This is a genomic window from Aliivibrio fischeri, assembly GCF_009727955.1.
Classification (GTDB): Bacteria; Pseudomonadota; Gammaproteobacteria; order Enterobacterales; family Vibrionaceae; genus Aliivibrio; species Aliivibrio fischeri_A.
The window spans coordinates 140496-162637 of the sequence record NZ_WOBR01000010.1 but is presented as its reverse complement, the minus strand read 5'-3'; the positions used below and the strand labels follow the sequence as shown (position 1 = coordinate 162637).

Annotated in this window: 21 protein-coding genes; 17 read left to right on the top strand and 4 right to left on the bottom strand. The window is 37.4% G+C overall.

The window, feature by feature from the left end; translation table 11 throughout:
• Positions 1–93 precede the first annotated feature (93 nt).
• From GNP81_RS13915 to GNP81_RS13855, 13 genes are all read left to right on the top strand, one after another.
• Positions 94–1689: an ABC-F family ATPase gene (locus tag GNP81_RS13915; RefSeq protein ID WP_005423173.1), complete on the top strand. Its 1596-nt coding sequence runs from the start codon at positions 94–96 to the stop codon at positions 1687–1689.
• 292 nt (positions 1690–1981) lie between these two features.
• Positions 1982–3592: a PTS transporter subunit EIIC gene (locus tag GNP81_RS13910; RefSeq protein WP_155673826.1), complete on the top strand. Its 1611-nt coding sequence runs from the start codon at positions 1982–1984 to the stop codon at positions 3590–3592.
• Positions 3593–3732: 140 nt separating this feature from the next.
• The gene (locus GNP81_RS13905) at positions 3733–4632 is read left to right on the top strand and encodes an AraC family transcriptional regulator (protein ID WP_155672471.1); all 900 of its coding nucleotides are present in this window, start codon (positions 3733–3735) and stop codon (positions 4630–4632) included.
• Positions 4633–4776: 144 nt separating this feature from the next.
• Positions 4777–6927, top strand: a complete 2151-nt coding sequence (locus tag GNP81_RS13900) for a TonB-dependent siderophore receptor (protein ID WP_155672470.1) — start codon at positions 4777–4779, stop codon at positions 6925–6927.
• A gap of 113 nt (positions 6928–7040) precedes the next feature.
• The gene (locus tag GNP81_RS13895) at positions 7041–7808 is read left to right on the top strand and encodes an ABC transporter ATP-binding protein (RefSeq protein WP_155673825.1); all 768 of its coding nucleotides are present in this window, start codon (positions 7041–7043) and stop codon (positions 7806–7808) included.
• A complete protein-coding gene (locus GNP81_RS13890) occupies positions 7802–8746 on the top strand; it encodes an iron-siderophore ABC transporter substrate-binding protein (RefSeq protein ID WP_155673824.1) in 945 nt (314 codons plus the stop codon). Before GNP81_RS13895 ends, GNP81_RS13890 begins: the two co-directional genes overlap by 7 nt.
• Before the next feature lie 2 nt (positions 8747–8748).
• Positions 8749–10764 carry a Fe(3+)-hydroxamate ABC transporter permease FhuB gene (fhuB, locus tag GNP81_RS13885; protein WP_155673823.1) on the top strand — a complete coding sequence of 672 codons (2016 nt, stop codon included), beginning with the start codon at positions 8749–8751 and terminating at the stop codon, positions 10762–10764.
• Between the two features lie 72 nt (positions 10765–10836).
• Entirely contained in the window at positions 10837–11598 is a 762-nt protein-coding gene (locus GNP81_RS13880; RefSeq protein WP_155672467.1) for a DUF3450 domain-containing protein, read from the top strand.
• Between the two features lies 1 nt (position 11599).
• On the top strand, positions 11600–12952 hold the full coding sequence (locus GNP81_RS13875) for a MotA/TolQ/ExbB proton channel family protein (RefSeq protein WP_155673822.1): 1353 nt from the start codon (positions 11600–11602) through the stop codon (positions 12950–12952).
• Positions 12952–13485, top strand: coding sequence for a MotA/TolQ/ExbB proton channel family protein (locus GNP81_RS13870; RefSeq protein WP_155672465.1), 534 nt, complete (start codon positions 12952–12954; stop codon positions 13483–13485). Before GNP81_RS13875 ends, GNP81_RS13870 begins: the two co-directional genes overlap by 1 nt.
• Positions 13482–13886 carry an ExbD/TolR family protein gene (locus GNP81_RS13865; RefSeq protein WP_005423166.1) on the top strand — a complete coding sequence of 135 codons (405 nt, stop codon included), beginning with the start codon at positions 13482–13484 and terminating at the stop codon, positions 13884–13886. The genes GNP81_RS13870 and GNP81_RS13865 overlap by 4 nt, the downstream gene beginning before the upstream one ends.
• Positions 13886–14506 carry an energy transducer TonB gene (locus GNP81_RS13860; RefSeq protein ID WP_155673821.1) on the top strand — a complete coding sequence of 207 codons (621 nt, stop codon included), beginning with the start codon at positions 13886–13888 and terminating at the stop codon, positions 14504–14506. Before GNP81_RS13865 ends, GNP81_RS13860 begins: the two co-directional genes overlap by 1 nt.
• Positions 14503–15675 (top strand): tetratricopeptide repeat protein, encoded by a 1173-nt coding sequence (locus tag GNP81_RS13855; RefSeq protein ID WP_155673820.1) that lies wholly within the window; start codon positions 14503–14505, stop codon positions 15673–15675. Before GNP81_RS13860 ends, GNP81_RS13855 begins: the two co-directional genes overlap by 4 nt.
• 57 nt (positions 15676–15732) lie before the next feature.
• Here the strand turns inward: GNP81_RS13855 and GNP81_RS13850 are convergent, their stop codons facing one another.
• On the bottom strand, positions 15733–16479 hold the full coding sequence (locus GNP81_RS13850; protein ID WP_155673819.1) for a phosphatase: 747 nt from the start codon (positions 16477–16479) through the stop codon (positions 15733–15735).
• Between the two features lie 143 nt (positions 16480–16622).
• Here GNP81_RS13850 and GNP81_RS13845 point away from each other — a divergent pair, with 143 nt between their 5' ends.
• On the top strand, positions 16623–16802 hold the full coding sequence (locus GNP81_RS13845; RefSeq protein WP_196584522.1) for a hypothetical protein: 180 nt from the start codon (positions 16623–16625) through the stop codon (positions 16800–16802).
• 32 nt (positions 16803–16834) lie between these two features.
• Here the strand turns inward: GNP81_RS13845 and GNP81_RS13840 are convergent, their stop codons facing one another.
• Positions 16835–17455: a LysE family translocator gene (locus tag GNP81_RS13840; protein WP_155673818.1), complete on the bottom strand. Its 621-nt coding sequence runs from the start codon at positions 17453–17455 to the stop codon at positions 16835–16837.
• Positions 17456–17549: 94 nt separating this feature from the next.
• Positions 17550–18422: a LysR family transcriptional regulator gene (locus GNP81_RS13835; protein WP_155673817.1), complete on the bottom strand. Its 873-nt coding sequence runs from the start codon at positions 18420–18422 to the stop codon at positions 17550–17552.
• A 78-nt stretch (positions 18423–18500) separates the two neighbouring features.
• Here GNP81_RS13835 and GNP81_RS13830 point away from each other — a divergent pair, with 78 nt between their 5' ends.
• The 3 genes from GNP81_RS13830 (at position 18501) to GNP81_RS13820 (ending at position 21804) form a co-directional block, all read left to right on the top strand.
• Positions 18501–19703, top strand: coding sequence for a multidrug effflux MFS transporter (locus tag GNP81_RS13830; protein WP_155672458.1), 1203 nt, complete (start codon positions 18501–18503; stop codon positions 19701–19703).
• A 228-nt stretch (positions 19704–19931) separates the two neighbouring features.
• Positions 19932–20588, top strand: coding sequence for a 2OG-Fe dioxygenase family protein (locus tag GNP81_RS13825; RefSeq protein WP_155673816.1), 657 nt, complete (start codon positions 19932–19934; stop codon positions 20586–20588).
• Entirely contained in the window at positions 20572–21804 is a 1233-nt protein-coding gene (locus GNP81_RS13820; protein ID WP_155673815.1) for a cysteine desulfurase-like protein, read from the top strand. The genes GNP81_RS13825 and GNP81_RS13820 overlap by 17 nt, the downstream gene beginning before the upstream one ends.
• On the opposite strand, the gene GNP81_RS13815 is transcribed toward GNP81_RS13820, so the two are convergent.
• Positions 21771–22097 (bottom strand): c-type cytochrome, encoded by a 327-nt coding sequence (locus GNP81_RS13815; RefSeq protein WP_155672455.1) that lies wholly within the window; start codon positions 22095–22097, stop codon positions 21771–21773. The genes GNP81_RS13820 and GNP81_RS13815 overlap by 34 nt on opposite strands.
• Positions 22098–22142: the final 45 nt, after the last annotated feature.

Sequence of the window (22142 nt, the reverse complement as noted above, 5' to 3'; positions counted from 1 at the left end):
AATCACAAATGCTGCTATACTCCTCCTAAATTTGAAAAGCTGGTTTTTGTGCCAGCTTTTTTCTGTCTCATTGATCAATAATTGGAATGTACTGTGCTAACGACTGCTAACATCACAATGCAATTTGGCGATAAGCCACTTTTTGAAAATATTTCTGTTAAGTTTGGTAACGGTAACCGTTACGGTTTAATCGGTGCGAATGGCTGTGGTAAATCTACCTTTATGAAAATCTTGGGTGGAGAGTTGGAGCAATCAGCTGGTACAGTATCAACTGATCCTAATGAGCGTATGGCTAAATTAGGTCAAGATCAGTTCGCATTTGAAGAATACACAGTAATTGACACTGTTATCATGGGTCATAAAGAACTGTGGAAAATCAAAGAAGAACGCGACCGTATCTATTCTTTACCAGAAATGTCTGATGAAGATGGTATGCGTGTTGGTGATTTAGAAACTGAATTCGCTGAAATGGATGGTTACTCTGCTGAAGCTCGTGCGGGTGAACTTCTATTAGGCTTAGGTCTTCCTGAATCACAGCACTTTGGTTTAATGAGTGAAGTTGCTCCTGGTCTTAAAGTTCGTGTTCTTTTAGCACAAGTTCTATTTGCAGAACCTGACATCATGCTTCTTGACGAACCAACGAACAACTTGGACATGCACACTATCGCGTGGTTAGAAGATATTCTTCTTGCTCGTAACTGTACAATGATCATCATTTCGCACGACCGTCATTTCTTAAACTCAGTATGTACGCACATGGCTGACTTAGATTACGGTGAGCTTTGCCTGTTCCCAGGTAACTACGATGAGTACATGACAGCAGCAGAACAAGCTCGTGAACAACTTCAGGCAGATAATGCGAAGAAGAAAGCACAAATTGCTGACTTACAAACGTTCGTAAGCCGTTTCTCTGCAAACGCATCAAAAGCGAAACAAGCAACTTCTCGTCAAAAGCAATTAGATAAAATCCAATTAACAGAGATCAAAGCATCAAGCCGTCAATCTCCGTTTATTCGTTTTGACCAAGAAAAACCGCTTTTCCGTAATGCGTTAGAAGTAGAAGGTCTGAAGCAAGGCTACGGCGAAAACATTTTAATCAATGGTGTAAATCTAATGGTTGAAGTGGGTGAGCGTATCGCGATCATCGGTGAGAATGGTATCGGTAAATCAACGTTCTTAAACACGTTAGCTGGTGCAATGGAACCAATGTCAGGCATGATCAAATGGTCTGAAAACAACAATATCGGCTTCTATGCTCAAGATCACGGTCACGACTTCGCAGAAGATCTAAACCTATTAGATTGGATGGGGCAGTGGAAACAAGAAGGTGATGATGAGCAAGTAGTTCGTGGTATTCTTGGTCGTATGCTTTTCTCTCAAAACGACATTAAGAAATCAGTTAAAGTGATTTCAGGTGGTGAGCAAGGTCGTATGTTATTTGGCAAGCTAATCATGCAAAAGCCAAACATCCTTCTTATGGATGAACCAACAAACCACATGGATATGGAATCAATCGAAGCATTGAACTTGGCGCTAGAAAACTACAAAGGTACATTAATGTTTGTATCTCATGACCGTCAGTTCGTATCTTCAATTGCAACACGTATCATCGAAATTACAAAAGATGGCGTGAACGATTTCCACGGTACATACGAAGAATACTTAAAGAAACAAGGTCTTAAAGGTTAATTCCTGATTTTCCTTTAATCAAATTAAATGGAAGCGACTCATCGCTTCCATTTTTTTGTTCTAAATTTGGCATTATAGAAAAATGTTCCCTCCTCGATTTAATCCGCTCTAAATCACAGTTAATTTTCGTTTTATCAAAAATTCATTGAAGTAGATCTACATTACAATTTTTACATCTTGAAGTTAAACTCCATAATGTTATCTTTTGGAGCATAACTTCATAATAATTTATTTAGTGAAATAAAAATCAGATTGTCTATTGGTTGGGTCTATTTGTTAACTGGAGATAAAAATGGAAAACATATTTTCAATGCTACAAAGGATTGGTCGAGCATTTATGCTACCAATAGCAGTGTTGCCGATGGCTGGTATTTTACTGGGAGTCGGTGGAGCGTTTACCAGTGGACCACTTATTGATACATATAATCTAACCTTTTTACAGCCCGGTACTGTGGCTAACCAATTTTTGATTCTTTGTTTCAAAGCCGGTTTGTTTGTTTTTATGAATTTACCGCTCTTATTTGCTGTTGGTGTTGCAATCGGAATGGCAAACAAAAACAAAGAAACGGCTGCAATTTCTGCGGTGATTGGTTTTCTATTATTTCACACTGTTATTGGAACAATATTAGGTTTTCAAGGATTAACGCCTGAAACGACAACGGTTGATGGGTTAATTGCTTCGGGATATGACCCAGTAGAAGCAGTAGGCCTGTCATCTCTTTATACGCATGAATTAGGAATGTTTACCTTACAAACAGGGGTGTTTGGTGGGATCATCTGTGGTTTATTAGCAGCATATTTAACGAATAAATACTCAAATAAACAGTTACCAGATTATCTGGCATTCTTTAGTGGAAACCGTTTAGTCCCAGTAATGACAATGCTTTACTTTATTCCTCTGGCGTTTTTGTTTCCGATTATTTGGCCAACTATTTTTAAAAGCATTGTAGCAGCGGGTGAGGCATTCTCCGCCATGGGATACATAGGTACATTCTTCTATGGTTCTGGAATGCGTATTCTTAATGTATTTGGCTTACATCACGCTATTTATCCTCTATTTTGGTATACCGAATTAGGTGGAGTGCAGGAAGTTGCTGGGCAAATGGTTTCTGGTGGTCAGAAAATATTCTTTGCACAACTTGCTGATCCAACAGTAACGCATTTTAGCTCTGAAGCAACTCGAACAATGACGGGTGGCTTTTTACCTATGATGTTTGGTTTGCCTGCTGCAGCTTTTGCTATGTATCGTTGTGCCGATAACAAAAATAAAAAGATGGTTAAAGGCATTTTAATTTCGGCAGCGCTAACGTCATTTTTGACCGGTATTACTGAGCCACTAGAGTTTACCTTCTTATTTGTTGCTCCTGCACTGTATGCGATTCATGCCGTACTTGAGGGTTTATCTTACATGTTAATGCACATGCTAGATGTGGCGGTAGGCATTACTTTCTCAAGAGGTCTGATTGATTTTACCTTCTTTGGTCTATTACAAGGTACAGAGAAAACGGATTATCAATGGATTCTGATTTTAGGACCAATTTATTCACTGGTTTATTACTTTATCTTTAGTTTTATGATCCGTAAGTTCAATTATTCAACTCCAGGGCGAAATGATGCAGATAATAAACTGCAAACAAGAGACAGCTATAAAAAGAACAAATCATCAGAATTAATTGACGATATCGTGAAGGAACTCGGAGGCATTAACAATATTGAGAGCCTTGATGCATGTATTACTCGTTTGAGAGTCACAGTAAAAGACACGGATATTGTCGCTTCTGACGAGGTTTGGCGTTCACTACAAGCAAAAGGGGTAATCCGCTCTGGTAATGGTGTTCAAATTATTTACGGCACACAAGCGGAGATATATAAGAATCAGATTCTCGATAAGTACAATTTGTAACTGTATTATTTGATTCACTTTTAAAGCGGAAGATCCAAATGGGTCTTCCGTTTTTTATTTTACTATTTTCTCGGTTATGTTTTTGATAAGCCATAGAACACAATGTAAGCTATATAGAGTTAATGTGTTTGGAGTTTTATATGTCGACCGATTTTGAAATAGATAAATCGTTTAATCGAATTGAGAATATTTTGGTATTTATCCACCAAAATATAGATAAGCCATTAACTGTCGAAATTTTAGCAGAAATGAGTTGTTGGTCTAGATGGCAATTACAAAGAGTGTTTCAGAATTACACAGGTATGAATGTTGCACAATATGTTCGAGAACAACGTCTAAGTATGTCTGCTCTGGAGGTTTTGGATAAAAAAAAGCGTATGTTAGATATCGCTTATTCTTATGGATTTACTTCTGAAATTGCATTTAGTCGTGCATTTAAACAATATTTTCATAAGTCACCACGTGAGTATCAAAAGCAAGCGAAAAAAATAGGGATTCAAAAACCATTTTTAAAGCAAGTAAATGCAGACCCATTACTTAACTCACATTTTTATCGTGTTCGTCTTGAATATAAACCCAGTTTCAAAGTGCTAGGATTAAGCACAATGGTACAAGGTATCTTATCTGATACTCCAGATTTTATCGAAAAAGTCCCTTCAGTGTGGAATGCATTAGATACGTATATTACGTGTTTATCATCTATTCCAGAGCAGAAATATGCGGTTATTGATACTCGTGAAGAGAATGCTGACTCTTTACTTTATTGGGCTGGTATTAGTTGTGACGCTCTTTCTAGTGATGAGTTGAACCTGCACAAAGCTGATTTACAAATAATCACGATTCCAGAACAAGAGTATGCTGTTTTGCCCTTTAAAGGTGCTGCCCAAGATTTTTCTAAATCTGTTGAATGGCTCATATCTGAATGGTTACCGACATCAGGCCATCAAGGTATCGAGGGCTTTGATTTGGAAATTTATCGATCAGATACGACTCAAGGGATAATAGATGTCGAATATTGGTTGCCTATCCGCAGTTTGTGATTTTTATTATAAATCAATTTATCAATAAATAATTTTCTTCATGCACCAAATTGTTAACTTTCATTAAGGATAAATCATTATACTCTTGCGCAAGAGAATCATTCTCATTTGCATTTTGATTTAAGCGTTGTAAGCAGGATTATAATGAACGTATCTACAGAATATTCAAAATTTAATGTCACTCTTTTGGCAACAGCAATTGCTTCATCTTTTCTATTTCCTATTTCAGCAATGGCTAATGATGATAGTGCTTCTGATGATGTTGAAACCATTTCAATATTTGGTCAAGCCTACCGTAATACAGCAACCAAAACATCTTTAGAACCAGAAGAAACCCCTCAAGGGATCACTGTACTTGATGGTGAAGTATTAGATCAACGCAGTGTTAAATCTTTGAATGAGGCATTACGTTATGTACCTGGCGTAACCACTGAACAAAAGGGTGGTGCGGTGACGATGTACGATACGTTTAACATTCGAGGTTTTGATGTAAACCAAAGTTATTATGATGGTTTAGTATTGCAATATTTAAATGGATGGAATTTACAGCCACAAATTGATCCAATTGCGATTCAGCAAATTGAAGTTTTTAAAGGTCCAACGTCAGTTTTGTACGGTTCTATGCCACCTGGTGGCATGGTAAATATGATTGCTAAAACACCACAAAAAGAAAAAAGTACAGACGTAAAAGTTGCGACGGGTACTGGTAATTTAGTGGAAGCTTCTATTGATACAACTGGTCAATTTGGTGACAGTGATTTTTCATATCGTTTTATTGCATTAGCACGTCAAAAAGACGGTCAAGTTGATTACACAGAAGAAGAGCGTTATGTAATAGCTCCGTCGGTTGATTGGCAAGTTAGTGATCGTACATTAATTAACTTCAATATGTATTATCAAAATGATCCATCAATGGGTATGAACTCTGCAATGCCAGCTTCAGGCATGATTTACGATAACCCAAATGGAAGTACAGATCCGTCTACATTTGTAGGTGATAAAAATTGGAGTACGTTTGAACGTGAATTCTTTATGGCTGGCTATAAGATCAACCATGAATTCAATAATAATTGGTCGTTCTTACAAAATTTCCGTTATATGAATGCGTCGTTGTATCAAGAAAATACTTATCATATTGAAAGTAACTTTGATCCATCAACGGGTAATCTTGATCGCAATATTTATAGTACCGATGAAAGCTCAACGGGCTATACCATTGATAACCAGCTATCAGGTCGAGTGATGGTTGGAAGTGTTGAGCATAATTTATTGTTCGGTATTGATTATCAAAAACTGGATGGTGATTCACTATATCAAGAATTTGGTACGACAAGTCAGTTTGGGAATTTTAATATATTTAACCCTAATAACAACATGATTGATCGAGGTAAATTAACTCAATCTTATGAGTCTAAGGAAAAGATCAGTGTCGAACAATTAGGTTTTTATACCCAAGATCAAATCAGAATTGATCGCTTAGTATTAATTGCAGGTGGTCGTTTTGATCAATATAAATCTAGCAATACAACAAGTACAACATCTAAAGATGCGGATCAAAGTCAGTTTTCTTACCGTGTAGGTGCGTTGTATGAATTAGAAAGTGGTTTTTCTCCATTTATTAGTTATGCAACGAGTTTTGAACCTGCAGCAGGCTTAGATGCGAAAGGTAATGCATATGACCCTGAATTGGGTGAGCAAATTGAGGCTGGTGTAAAATATGAATCAGCAGATTATACAAAAACGGCTTCAGCATCTGTCTTTAAAATAGTAAAAAGTGATGCCCTAATGTCTGATCCTTCAGACCCATGGGGACCTCAATTGCAAATAGGTGAGATCCGTTCACAAGGTTTAGAACTGCAAGGTCAATGGATGGTCAATGATAGCTGGGATATTGCAGCTAATTATACTTATATTGATATGGAGATAACTAAAGACAGCGGTAACGATTTAGAAGGTAAAACACCTATCTATGTGCCAACACATGCGGCGAGCTTATGGTCTAACTACTATATTTATGATGGTATCTTAACTGGAACGCGTATCAGTGGTGGCTTACGCTATGTAGGTGAAATGGAAATGGATGCAGCCAATACGGACAAAGTACCAGATTATACGCTTGCTGATGTTTCTATTGGTTATGAGCTTGATGGGATCAGTGAATCATTAACAGGAGCAACGGCTCAATTGAGTGCGACTAACTTGTTTAATACTGAATATTATAGCTGTTACGATTCAGCAAACTGCTGGTACGGTGCAGAACAAACCGTTGAACTGAGCATTAATTATAACTTCTAAGTGAAGTTGATTTAAAAATAGAGAGAAGTACGTGGATCTTGCGTACTTCTTTTCTGCATTTTATTTAACAGAGAATAGTATAAGTATTAGCTAAGCTTATTGAAGAAGAAAGCATGTATCAATTAAAAGACGTTAAAGTCGTTAGAGAAGAACGAGTTATTTTGAATGTGGAAAATCTAACCATAGATCCAAATGCATTGACCGTTGTTCTTGGACACAATGGCTCAGGGAAATCGACATTGGTTAATTTGTTGGCGAATCAATTTGCTCCTGAAGAAGGAGAAGTCATGCTAAACCAACAAAAATTAACGGCATTAAACGCTAAAGAGTTTGCTAAAAAAGTGGCATTTCTGCCTCAAAAGTTACCTGAAGTAGCAGGACTTAATGTTGAAGAGCTAGTGCGTTTAGGTCGATATCCTTGGCGTGGCGTACTTGGTCGCTTTAATAAAGATGATGCAGTAATTATTGAAGACTCAATGCTTAAAACTGGTGTAAACGGATTTCGTAATACTTTAGCGGATCAATTATCTGGTGGAGAAAGACAGCGAGCTTGGGTTGCAATGTTACTTGCTCAGCAATCGGATATTTTAATTTTGGATGAGCCAACGTCAGCCTTGGATATCCATCATCAATACCAATTAATGGAATTACTGAGCGATTTGAATCAAAAAACAGGAAAAGGCATCATTGTTATTCTGCATGATTTAAATTTAACCTTGCGTTATGCCACCGATATCATTGCCTTAAAAAGTGGAGACATTGCGTTTCATGGTAAAGCTCATCATTTACTTGATGAGACACTATTATCCGATTTATATGCCACATCTATCAAACTTATCGACCATCCTGAATACAACCATAAAGTAGCTATCGTATGTTGAAAAATCTCACTTCCACTATTGCCTCTCTTTTTATTGTTTTGTTTAGTCACATGGCAATGGCTCAGTTTGTGGTGCAAGACAGTAGAGGAGAGCAAGTTTTAGAATCTGTGCCTAAAAGAGTCGTCGCATTAAATTGGGATATCGCAGAACAAGTTCTAGAGCTTGGTGTTACTCCTGTGGCAGTAACCGATATTGCCGGATATAAAGAATGGGTTGTGCAACCTGATATACCAAGTGATGTGCAAGATGTAGGTATGCGTGCAGAACCTAACTTTGAAAAGATTGCAGCAGTAAACCCAGATGTTATTTTGGTCGCTTCACCTCAAGCGGATTTAATTCCTCAATTAGAAAAAATAGCACCTGTTTTGTATTTTCACACTTATTCAGAAAATCATGATAATAGTTTGATGGCAGTTAATAACTTTAAAGCTATTGCTGTCATATTAGGAAAAGAAGCTGAAGCACAGAAAAAATTAGTTGAAATGGATGTTGAGATCGCGCAACTAAAGCAACAACTTGCAGAAGCTTACGGAACCAAAATGCCAAAAGTAGCCTTGTTTCGTTTTGCAAATATGACTTCTGTTTATCTTTATGGTGATAATTCAACCGCTCAATATGCTTTAAATTTGCTTGGGTTTGAAAGTGCGATTCCTCAAAAGAGTACTCAATGGGGAGTCACTCAAATTCGATTACCTGAACTCAGAAAAGTTAATGATGGTATAGCGCTGTATATCGAGCCTTTTAATGAAGAAAGCAAATTAGATAAATCAGTAATTTGGAATGCGATGCCTTTCGTTAAAGCAAATAAGGTTAGCAGTGTTGAACCTGTTTGGAGTTATGGTGGGGCAATGTCGATTAAATATACTGCAAAGGCACTGGCTAAAAGTTTGCTAGAGATAGCACCTCAATCAAAAATGTTGAGCAATAGTGTTAAGTAATTATGTCTAATTCATTTATTACTACTCCCATTAGATATTTATTGGCTTTTATTTCGCTATTCCTTGTTGTGTGGATGTCATTTCAATGGAATGCAACGTTGAGTTTGCCTCAACAAATTGATGCGATACTACAAGTTATTGCTAACCCTTCTTCATTAGATGATTTTGATAAGATAATTTTTATTGAATCACAATTACCACGTTTGGTAATGGCTATTTTAATTGGAGGGATGTTGGGCTTAGTGGGTAGTTTGATGCAACAATTAACTCAAAACTCACTTGTGTCGCCAATGACGTTAGGTACGGCTTCTGGTGCATGGTTAGCGCTCGTTGTAATGAATGTATGGTTTGCTGACTATGTTGCAGATTATGCTTCAATAGCTGCATTATTTGGTGCCTTAATCACTTTTGCATTGGTTGTTGCGATCGCTGGAGTTAATAATTTATCTGGGCTACCAATTGTACTCTCTGGTATGGCAGTTAATATTTTCCTGGGTGCAGTAGCGACGGCAATTATTTTACTAAATGATCAGTATGCGAAGAATTTGTTTATTTGGGGAGCTGGTGATTTAGCTCAAAATGGATGGGAGCAAGTGCAGTGGTTACTTCCTAAACTTTCCGTTTCTCTACTTATATTTGTTTTTGCCCCAAGAATTCTTGCGTTACTACGATTAGGTAATGTAGGTGCTGCCGCTCGTGGTTTAAATGTTATTCCTGCTTTCTTTGGACTGTTTGCCTTAGGCTTGTGGTTAGTCGCTTCGTCAATAACAACGGTGGGGGTAATTAGTTTTATCGGATTATTAGCCCCGAATATTGCTCGTCATCTAGGAGCAAGAACCCCAAGAGATGAATTGTTTTTTAGTTTGTTATTAGGGGTAACTCTTTTAGTTGGTACTGATCTTTTAGCTAGTATTATCAGCCAATACACAACTGATATTGTACCAAGCGGAACAGCGGCTGCGTTGATTGGAGCACCCGCATTGATTTGGTTTACACGTCGAACCATGAGTTCACAAGATCAATTGTCGATTAGCTTGCCAAAAGGAAAATCAATATTACCAATATGGCTAATTCCTTCGTTGGGCTTTGGTTTAATTGTGGTGTTATTTTTGGCCGTGATAGTAACAAAAGATTCGACTCAAACACTTCATCCATGGACAGTTCTTATTCCAAGTGAATTTAGTTGGGAGTTGAAGTGGCCAAGATTATTAACTGCATTATCTGCAGGCTCTGGTTTAGCGGTTGCAGGAGTGTTGTTGCAAAGACTGATTTATAATCCGTTAGCGAGCCCTGATATCTTGGGAATTTCTGCGGGAGCCACTTTTGCACTGATTGGCGGTAGTGTTTTCTTAGGATTTAATATTTTTGAGGCTGCACCGTTAGTTGCCTTTTGTGGAAGTTTAACGGTTTTAGTTTTGCTACTAATTTTAGGCAACCGACATGGGTATGCTCCCTCTATGTTAATTTTAACTGGGATAGCGTTAACAGCCTTAATTGATGCGTTAGTCCAGTTCTCATTAGCCAAGGGAAATGAGGATTCGTACATCTTACTTAATTGGCTTGCAGGTTCTACGTATCGAGTATCGGCGCAATCAGCGTTGATATTGTTTGTTTGTATCGTTTTATTACTGATGTTTGCTTTGCTGACACATCGCTGGTTAACGTTAATTTCGGCAGGACGATTGTTCGCACAAGCGAGAGGATTAAGCGTAACTAAGAGTTTTATCGCATTGCTTATTTGTGTTGCATTACTTTGTGGTGCGGTTACTGCTACCATGGGACCTGTTGCTTTTATTGGCTTATTAGCTCCTCATATGGCGGTTATTTTAGGGGCTAAAAAAGCCAAAGAACAAATCATTGTTGCGGCATTGATTGGAGCATTATTAATGATTATTGCGGATTGGTTCGGTCAGCATATTTTGTTCCCATCCCAAATAGCTGCAGGAACATTAGTTTCAGTGATCGGAGGGCTGTATTTTATTGGTTTGCTGATAAAAGGACAGCGTTCTAAATATTAAGGACTTATAGAGTTCACTCATGGCTAACCTGTAAAGGTAGTAGCTAAACTATTTTTAATAAAGAATTTGATTATGATGAAAAAAGCATTGTTGTTGATAGCAATAACCCAAACGGTAGTCGCGAATGCGAGTGATTTAAGCTCGGCTCAAGCAATTCAAAATAAAACAAATACCGAAGCATCTCAAAGCCAAACGCGTATCAATAAGAGTGCAGATAATACACTGTCATATCAAGCTGATATTGAACAACTAGAAGATGAGTTAAAAAATTTAGATGTTTATCGTAAGCATTTAACCGCGTTAGTTGATGATCAGCATCGTGAATTAAAGAACATTAATCAACAAATTTCAGACATTGAGCAAACAAGACAAGGTGTTGTGCCTTTGATGTATAAAATGATCGATGGTTTGAAAAATACGGTTAAAAATGACAAGCCACTTCGTGCAGAACAACGTTATCAGCGTATTGAAAAGTTAGAAACAATGATGACTATTGCAAATGTGAGCGATGCTGAGAAATATCGTCGTATTTTAGAGGCGTATCAAATAGAGCTAGATTATGGAACTAAGCTTGGAGTTTATCAGGGAGAAATTTCTTTTGATAATGGTAAGAAAATTCAAGCAAATATCCTTTATTTAGGTCGCATATCCTTAATTGCACGTAACTTTAACCAAGATAAATATTGGACTTGGGATCAGAAAGTAAAAGCGTGGGTCTTATTAGATTCCTCGTTGAATTCTGAGTTAGATAAAGCTTATGCGGTAGCAAATAAAGAAATCGCCCCAAGTTTGCTTACTTTACCTGTATCACTAAATATTGCGGAGAAGAAATAAAATGAATTATGTAGTAAAACTTCTTTGCATCGGTTTATTAAGCCTTTCTTTTACTGCGAGTGCTCAAAGTGAGTTAACAAAGAGTGCACAGACCCATAATAAAGAACAAGCAACACATAATGCTCAAAGAGAGTCTGGTTTTAAATTAACAGAGAAAGAATACTTAGCTCAAAAGAAAGCGCTAGAAGAGCGTAAACGCAAGGTTCAAAATCAAATCGATATGCTAGCTAAAACTTTCAGTAAAAACGAAGGTGAATTAGCTAAACAGGAAGAAAAACTACGCCTAGATACAGGGAGCTTAGGTGAGCTATTTGGCGTGGTTAGACAGGCAGCAAAAGAGTTAGAAAGTGAAAACCAAACCAGTGTTACTGGAGCGGATAGCTCGCAATATTCGCAGGCGGTCACAAGCATAGTTGCTGCAAAAACATTACCTACGTTACCTCAGTTAACGGATCTATGGCTAAGTATGGATGAGCAGATTCAAGCAAGTGCTGAACTAAAAGAATCAGAGGTAAAGGTGATTGATGGAGAAGGGAATATCGTTCCACAGTTGGCCTACCGTATTGGTTCTATTGGTTTAATCTCTGAGCAAGGTTATTTACATTGGGATGGTAAACGTAAAGACGCCACTTATTACAGTAAACAACCTGAAAATGGACCAACGCTAAGCTCTCTATCAGAACTGTCAGAAGGTAATGTCGAGACTATGATTGTCGATCCTTCAAGAGGTTTTATGCTAGATCAATTGGCACTAACACCGAGCTTATTTGAGAGATTACAAGCAGGTGGTGTCGTTGGTCAGATTATTCTTACCTTACTTGCTATCGGCTTAATTATTGCGATATTTAGAGGAAGTAAACTTGCTCTTGTACAGCAGCAAATCAAAAAACAGTTAAAGACACCCGAAACCCCTACAGATAACCCATTAGGAAGAATTTTATCTGTTTATGATGAAGAAAAGCATCGTAATGTAGAGTCTCTTGAGTTACGACTATTAGAAGCGATAGTAGATGAACAGCAAGGGCTTGAAAAAGGACTTTCAATGCTCAAGCTACTTGCAGCACTGGCTCCGATGTTAGGTCTATTAGGAACCGTAACAGGTATGATTGAAACTTTCCAAGTGATTACTCAGTTTGGTAATGGTGATCCTAAAGTGATGGCTGGCGGAATATCCATGGCACTTGTTACCACAGTTCTTGGTTTAGTCGCAGCAATGCCCTTACTGTTTGCACACAATATTTTAAGCACTCAAGCTGAAAATGTTCGTAGTATTTTAGAAAAACAAGGTATTGGTTTAGTAGCTATTCAAGCTGAAATACAACAAGCAAAATCGACTGTAGGAAATGAGATCTAATGGCAGTGTCATGGCTACATAATTGGCTTGATACCTTAATGCAGTTTATGGAGCAGGGTGGACATATTCTGTGGTGGCTTGCTGCTGTTGTAATTGTATGTTGGTTGTTTGTCGTTGAGCGAGTAATTTATTTGTTTTTTTACTTTCCAAAGCGACGTCAATTATGGATCTCGCAATGGCATCAACGTGAAGAGCATGATTCTTGGCATGCCCATGCAATTCGAGATAGTTGGCTAAATCAAGCGCATATAGAACTTAATCAGCATTTGAATTTTATTAAATGGTTAGTGTCAATTTGCCCAATGCTTGGGTTATTAGGCACAGTAACAGGAATGATCTCCGTGTTTGATGTGATGGCAACATTAGGCAGTAGTCAGCCTAAGCTAATGGCATCCGGTATTTCTTTAGCGACATTGCCTACAATGGCTGGAATGGTTGCAGCACTAGCTGGCCTATTTGTTCATGCTCGACTTTCAAAGACCTGCCATTTACGTGAATTAAAACTTGAAAAATCATTAAGGAGTCCGAAATGAGACTCGGAAGACGTGATACAAAAACAGAAGAAGCACAAATCGATCTTACTTCCATGTTAGATATCGTATTTATTATGTTGATCTTTTTCATTGTAACCAGTTCGTTTGTGCGTGAATCAGGGGTTGAGGTCAATCGACCTGAAGCATCGAATGTGGTTAGCCAGAAAGACGCAGGCATATTTGTTGCGATTAATTCGTCAAATGACATTTATATTGATAAGAGAGTGGTAGATGTAGAGCGTGTGCAAGCCACTCTTGAGCATTTGTTATTAGAACAACCTGAAGCCTCACTAGTGATTCAAGCTGACGAACATGCCTATAACGGAACGGTAGTAAAAGTAATGGATGCTGCAAAAGGTGCTGGTGTAAAGCAAATCGCATTAGCAGCGGAGAAGCGATAATGTTTAGGTTATTAATGGCTTTGCCTATTGCTGTTGCCATTAGTATTGCTTTGTTTTCTTTAATGGCATGGATGGTTGATAATGGTAATCAAGCAAAGCCAGATGCAAGTGAACAGTTAAGCTTTACCATGATGATGGTTGAACCGGAAAGTGAGATACAGCGTCGCCAACGTTCTGTACCTGAGCAGCCTAAACCATTAGAGCAGCCGCCAGAAGCAAAGTTTTCACAGTCTCAATCTGAAGTTTCTTCAGTGATGCCTGTGACACCAATGTCTTCATCTGGCTTAGATACCGCAATTAATGGTTTAAAAATTAGCGCCCCAACATTTGGAAGTTTTAAAACAAATCAGCAAGCGATGCCTTTGTATCGAGTTGAACCTAAATATCCAAGCCGTGCTTTAAAACGACGTATTGAAGGTTATGTGATTATGTCATTCTCTATTGATGAAACAGGGAAGCCATTTGCGATTTCTGTACAAGAAGCAAAGCCAAAACGACTATTTGATCGTGATGCGATGCGTGCGTTAAAACAGTGGAAATATCAGCCTAAGTTAGTCGAAGGAAAAGCGATTATTCAGCAAAACCAAACCGTAAGATTGGAGTTTAAATTAGCCGAATGATGAAGAAATTAGTACTAATGAGCATGTTAGTTGCGTGGGCTGTGAATGTACATTCGGCTGAATTAAGCAAATATACAGCCAATAAAGTGCAAAGAGCACAAAGCTTACAACAGCAAGAAAAGTTAAATGAAGCAATAGAAGTGCTTGATGGTGTCAATACATCGAAAGCTTATGATAAAGCGTTTGTTGCGCGTATGCTTGGCGTTTTTTATTGGGAAAATAACCAAAAATCGTTAGCGATAAAAAATTTAGACTACGCAGTATCCAGTGGAGAACTAAAAGATACTCAAGCATGGGTAACGGAGAGAATGCTTGCTGATCTTTTATTAATGGATCAACAATATAAAAAAGCACTCCCTCATTACTATCAGTTAGTTAAATCTATACCTAAGAATGAAAAAGGAAATGAACTTTGGCTTAGAATAGCTCAAATTCATTATCAGCTCTCGGAATTTAGCTCTACACTAAAAGCGATTCAGCGATATGAATCTTATCGCCAACCAGATTCGTTAACGCCTTTATCACTAAAATTTGGCTCTCAAGTGCAATTAAAACAATGGAAATCTGTGATCCCAACTTTAGAGCGACTCATTGTACTTGAACCAGAAAAATTGACATGGTGGCGTCAACTTGTGACTGCACATTTACAATTACATCAAACAAAACAAGCATTAAGTGTTTTGGTATTAGCAGATAGAAAAGGCTTACCCTTGCCTGAACAAGATATTATGTTATTAGCTCAACTATATGCAAAGCAAGGTATTCCAGAGCAAGCTGCTATTACGTTGAAGCGTTTATCAAAAGCAAATACAGATGTTGATTTATTGGTTGAACAAGCTGTGTATTGGCAACAAGCAAAAGAATGGCAGCAATCAATTCTTTATTGGGGGAAAGCGGCTAAAGTCTCTCCACGATATTATTGGCAAGAAGCTCAGTTATTGCTTCAACAAAGAGAGTACCAATTGGCTTTGGCTTCATTAGCTAAAGTGAAGGATCCTAAGAAAAAACAAGCGGTTTTACTTGCACAAGCAAAAGCATACTATAAGTTAAATCGTATAGAAGAAAGCTTAATTAAAGCTAAAAAAGCCAATGATATTACCAGTACAAATGAAACAAAAGGCTGGGTTAATTATCTATCAAATCTAAGAAAGGTAAGTGAAGATTCTTAGTATATAAAGTTAAGTTTAAGCCAGGAAAGTGCTAATACACTTTCCTGATGAATTTATTTAAACCATTAACTTTTTAAATTCTTCAATCGGAGCTCTTCCTCTAAGCGCCAAGAAGTCTAAAAATTGTTTAGGTGTATGGGTAATCACTTTATCCAGTGGAAAATCAATATCATTAATAAGTTGTTCAACTTTATTAAATTTGCCAATGTCCTCACAGAAGTGCGCATCACTGCCTGTTGTTACGTAAGCCCCCAGTCTTTTTGCGACTTTGGCTATTTCATAACAACGATCAATACTTCCAATTCTAGTTTCACCTTTTAGTGAGGTGTTATTTAGCTCTATAGCAACATTATATTCTGCAGCACAAGCAATAACAGCCTCAAAATCGAAATCAAAATTTGGATTTCCTAAATGCCCCAGAGCATCCACTCGATTTGAACATATTACTTTGATCAATGCTTGAGTGTGTACTAGGCTATCTTTAGATGGAAATACAGGCTCATGGAAGCTAGCAATGACCCAGTCGAGATGAGGATCAACTGAAAGTGGAATATCTATTTCACCATCATTGCAAATATTTGCTTCACAGCCACGAACGATAGCAACGTTATGTATAAATCTAGGAAGAACTCGTTGGTTATTAAAAAACCAGTAATGTGGTGCGCCAGGCATGGAAGAGGCGTGGTCGGTTGTGCAGAACATCGGTAGACCGAGTTTCGATGCAGCAAATGCATTTTCAATTATTGTACTGTATGCGTGGCCACTAGCATAAGTATGGGTGTGTGTATCTACTTGAATGCGCATTTGTTTCCTCCATATAACAATAGTGCGATCAGTTTAACTTATTTTTGCAACTTTTATCTTTTACATTTGTCTGACAATGTGTAGGGAAAAGGAAACTACTATCAATGTTGTCAATGATTAATAAAAAATGAATGGGAATATTTATGAATCATCAAGAAAGCGTAAAAATTGAATTGAATAGCTTAAGTATACAACAACTGCGCAATCTTCAGTCAATGGTAAGTCAAAAACTGAAAGAAAAAACGGCAGCAAATGAGCGTGTAGATAATGCAATTCTTACTGATGAAGAGTTGGATATGCTAGCTCTAGTGATGAAGAACTAGCACCGATTTGTATTATTGAGTGTAAATCAGATTTAGCTCATGAATAACCATACTGAAACGCCAATCATTAAGCTACCCGCAATTCTATTCATGATTTTGACGTTATTGGATTGTCCAAGAACACGTTTTAACCCTTTCCCACCAACCGCATAAAGCGTCATACACAGAAATTCACATATTAAGATAATTGAGACCAAAGCCAGTAATTGTGGTGCAATTGCATGATTGCCATCAATAAACGGTGGTAATAAAGATATCATAAATGCCCAACCTTTCGGATTTGCAATCGCTGTAACAAACCCCTGAACAACTAAATCCCAATCTTTACCTTTCACGACTTCGGTTTGCTCACTTGACATGGCAAGTTTTCCCTTAGAGCGCCACATTTGTATGCCTATATAGGCTAAATAACTCGCTCCGATGGTTTTAAACACTGTAAACAACCATGGATAATTAAGCATAATTGCAGCAACCCCTAATACAGCTGAGACGGCAACAAGAGCCACGCCAATTAGCTCACCAAGCATCATCCAAAGAGTGCGTTTATACCCAATACTCATCCCAAGGCTTAATGCTAAGGTCATACACATACCCGGAGTCACAGATACAAAAAAGAAAGTGGGGATGAAAGCCCAAAGAATTGCCGTATTCATTTACTTACAACTTAATCAACAAAGGTAAAGGCACAGAGTACGGAATTTATAATCTAATGCAATACATCCTTTTGGTTAATAATGTGATGTAAGTTCAACTTAGTTTAGTTTTTAGATATTTAATAAATAATTGAGTTCTTGTGTGCTCATAATCTAAAGCATGGTAATACGCATTTACTCTGGTATGGTCGGCCGTAATGTCTGGAAGAATAGAAACTAAGGCACCAGATTGAATATCATCTATCACCATTTGTTGACTGGTTAATAATATTCCCATTCCACGTTTTGCAGCATGAAATAAAGCTTCTGGATTGGTGGTCGCAAAGTTACCGCGTAACGTAACTCTTTTATTGTTAGCTAGCTTAATTTCCCTTATTGGTCGTTCACCCCAAATGAGCATATTGTGCTTCTTTAATTCATTAATGTTACTTGGTGTACCATATTTATCGAGATAATCTTTAGAAGCAAAAAAACCAGAGTGATGCTCAAATAAATGCGTGGCTTTGTAGCTAAACGTGTTGAGTTGCTCTAATTCACGACTGATAAACACATCGACATTATGTTCAGGAACTTGCCCCGGAAGGGTGGTAATTAGCTGTACTTTGATTTTTGGGTAAGTTGCTAAGAATTCATCAAGATATTTAATAATAAATTTGGAACCAACAGCAAGTGTTGCGCCGATCTTTAATAGGCCAGCAGGAGTTTGGTTTATGGCACGTGTTTCATCAACTAAATGTTGCCATTGATCTAACTGTAACCTTGCTCGTTGATAAAAAAGCAGCCCAGCTTCTGTTTGATGAACAGAGCGTGTGGTTCGAGTTAAGAGTTGAACTCCAACACGTTCTTCAAGCCAATTAATACGTTTACTAATTGCAGAACCTGAAGTATTTAGTTGGTAAGCTGCTGCATTAAAACTGCCTTCTTCAACGACTTTTATATAACTTTTAACACTCTCAATCCAATCCATAATTCAGTCCTGTTAGGAATTAATGTGATTCCTATATAGTCTATTATCATTTATATAGGGTCAATGTAAACTAACACTATGAATAAAAATAATACGAATACATTGTCACCAAGCCGATTAAATAAAACACCTTTGCTTTTAGCTATGATGATCATCGCTACGGGGCAAGTCGGTGTGAGTATCTATTTGCCGTCTTTACCACTTATTAGTCAAGAACTGGGTATATCTTCTGCTGATGTTCAGTTACTTGTGACGTTATTTTTGGTCGGATTTGGTGGTTCACAGCTATTTTATGGCCCATTATCTGATGCGTTAGGAAGACGTCCTATTTTTATATTAGGTCAGGGCGTGTATTTAGTTGGTACCTTACTTTGCTTCACAATGACAGATAATTTTACAGCTTTAGTCTTAGGGCGTTTATTGCAAGGATTGGGAGCCGGTAGTGCATCAGTCTTAGGGCGGAGTGTTTTACGAGATAGTTATAGTGGTTATCACCTAACTAAAGCCATGTCTTATATATCGATTACTGCGTCTATTTTACCTATTCTTGCACCTGTTATTGGTGGATGGATTGCATGGCATTTTAGTTGGCAATGGGTATTTGGATTTGTACTTATTTATCTAATTTCAATATTGGTAATCGGTTACTTTATTTTGCCTGAAACGTTACCTTATGCTCCTCAAAAGTTCAGTATTACTCAGACGTTACGAGATTACACTGCATTAATTAGAAACCCTCAGATTATCTCTAGTGCAGGATTAAATTGGGTAAGTTATCTCGCAAGTTTAGTTTCCGTTTCTCTTTTGCCATTTTTACTACAAGACGGCTTTGGTCTAACTGCTGCAGAATATGGTCAAACTATGATCATTCCATCCGCGGGGCTTATGATGGGAAGCTTTTTGCTTAATAGCTTAAATAAACGATGGTCGATTAATCAATTAATGTGCTTAGCATTAGTCATTATGACTATTTCAGGCTTGTGGTTATTATTATCTTCAACATCGATATTTTCACTGGTTTTTGCTTTTACTTTATTAGCAATAGCACAAGGGATCAGCTTTCCTTTATCGATCAATTTATTACTTGCACCACATACACATAAAGTAGGCACCATTTCAGCTCTTTCAGGCTCAGTGCAAATGTGTCTTTCAGGCCTTTTAGGTGGTTATTTAGTAAAAAACTGGGTAACAGACCAAACAAGTTTAGGTATATTTTATTTAATAATAACAATAAGCATGTTGTTGGTTTTATTGTGGAATAAAAGGACTCAAGTTGAATAAAATCTTTTAAATTAAAGCGTTAGAGTTATTTTAGTGAAGGATGCTGCAACTTCATCTTTAGCTTATTTGTTTTTGGTGTTAATGACTAAATAAATCAACAAAGTTGAACTTATATCTTGAGTTTGCATATTTGAGTGAATGAAATAACTGTTTAGTTTGATTTATCAGGATTTCTGCGTAAATAATAAAGTGTAACTTAATTGTTAAATATATTATGCAGGAGGCATTATGTATCACTCACACGAAATGTCATTACAGCTTACTCATTTAAGTCATGATGCTGTTCATCAACTTGCACCTTCCTTTTCTGGCCTTCCAAAAACAACTCATGCAGATGGTAATTATCGTTTACGACGGTATTCAGTTATCCGCATTGTTAATGAAAAAATCATCGAAACTAATAAGCATAATTTTGTTCAAAGCGAAGATCTAAATCATTTTCAAGGTGATGTTCTTCGTGAGTTTGAAGCCATAGAGTCATGTATTCTACATAGTGACGGTATGTTAGAAATGTGCCAGATCTTTATGGATTTAAATGATCTTCCAAATGGACAAGAAATTGAAATTCATCAAATGCGCATTGCTGCGATATATGATGAAACTGAAATAGCGCCAGAAGGTGTGCACCAAGATGGTTTCGACCACATTGCCATTATTGGTATCGATCGCTCTAATATAGATGGTGGAGAGTTATTGGTTTATGAAAATTCTGATGAAACCCCATTCTTTAAAAAGATCTTAGCCGATGGTGATGTTGCTCTTGTTGACGATAGAAAACTTTGGCACAACGGAAAACCAATCCGCTTAATTGATCAGCAAAAAGAAGGTCATATGGATGTTTTTGTTTTAACTGCTAAGGATAATGTTGATGAATTTCACTCCTAATAACGTTAGAACGCAGTTTCTTTCTTTAACGCAAGAAGTTAGCAATAAACCCGTTGTTTTTTTTGATGGGCCGGGTGGATCACAAGTGCCTCAAAAGGTGATTGATTCCATGTCTCGCTATCTTGGTTTTTCCAATTCAAATTTGGGCGGGCATTTTTTTTCCAGTAAAAATACGAATGATGTATTAAATCAAGCTCGACTTTCTTGCGCGGCATTGCTCAATGCGAAGAGCGAAGAAAACATCATCTTTGGCCCTAATATGACCTCACTTACTTTTCAGCTGAGCCGTTCTATTAGCCGAGACTGGAAAAGAGGAGATGAGATTATTGTTACGGCACTTGATCACTATTCAAACGTATCAAGTTGGCAGCAAGCTGCAGAAGATAAAGGAGTGATTGTTCACCAAGTAAGAATCAAAGAAGATGACTGTACTTTGGATATGGAACACTTTTATTCACTATTAACAGCAAAGACTAAATTAGTCGCAACCACTTATGCATCTAACACAACAGGGTCAATTGTTGATGTTAAATCGATTGTTGAAGCGGCGCACAAAGTCAACGCAATGGTTTATGTTGATGCTGTTCATTATGCACCGCATCATCTTATCGATGTTCAAGCGCTTGGGTGTGACTTTTTAGCGTGTTCGGCATATAAATTTTTTGGGCCTCATGTAGGCATTGCTTATGTTTCACCAAAATGGATGTATGCATTATCCCCCTATAAAGTTGAGCCTGCGACAAATGTTGGACCAGGGCGATTTGAAACGGGAACTCAAAGTTTTGAGGCTTTAGCGGGTTTAACGAGTGCTGTTGAATACTTGGCTCAGTGGGGAGACGAGTCCCTTTCTTTAAGGGATAGATTGAAAAAGAGTTTTGAACAATACCAAACACATGAAGATGAATTAACACAACATTTTTTAAATAAAATTGCGGTACGTCCGTGGGTACATTTATATGGTATCAGTGATAAGAATAAACTTTCAGAGCGTACTCCAACGTTTGCACTTCGTATTGATGGCACAAAGCCAGAAGAGATCGCAAAAGTATTCGCTGAGCATAATGTGTGCGTGTGGAGTGGTCATTTTTATGCGATTGGTTTAATTAAACAACTAGGTTTCTATGAGCGAGGAGGTGTTGTACGCATTGGTTTTATGCACTACAACACCATAGAAGAAATCGATTATTTATTTTTGCTTTTAGATGCCTTTGCATAGAAAGCCGCAATGTCTCTTAAATCTTGATCATTTAATCGTTGTAATTGGGCCTTCATCATTTGTGCAAGAGGGCCTTTTCTTTCGTCATTTTGATAGGATTTCATCGATAAATATAAATACATTTCATTTTGCATATCCAAATTTGGGTATGCACTATTGTTTGCTTTACCTGTTTCACCATGGCAGAAAATGCAACTAGGCGCTTTTATTTTTCCTTTTATAGGATCTCCATATTCATAACTGGAAACAGACGCAGAAAATGAAATTAGAAGAAGCAGAATGAATTTTTTCATAGAAAATCACGATTAAAAAAATTCATTATTATTTAATCTGCCAGT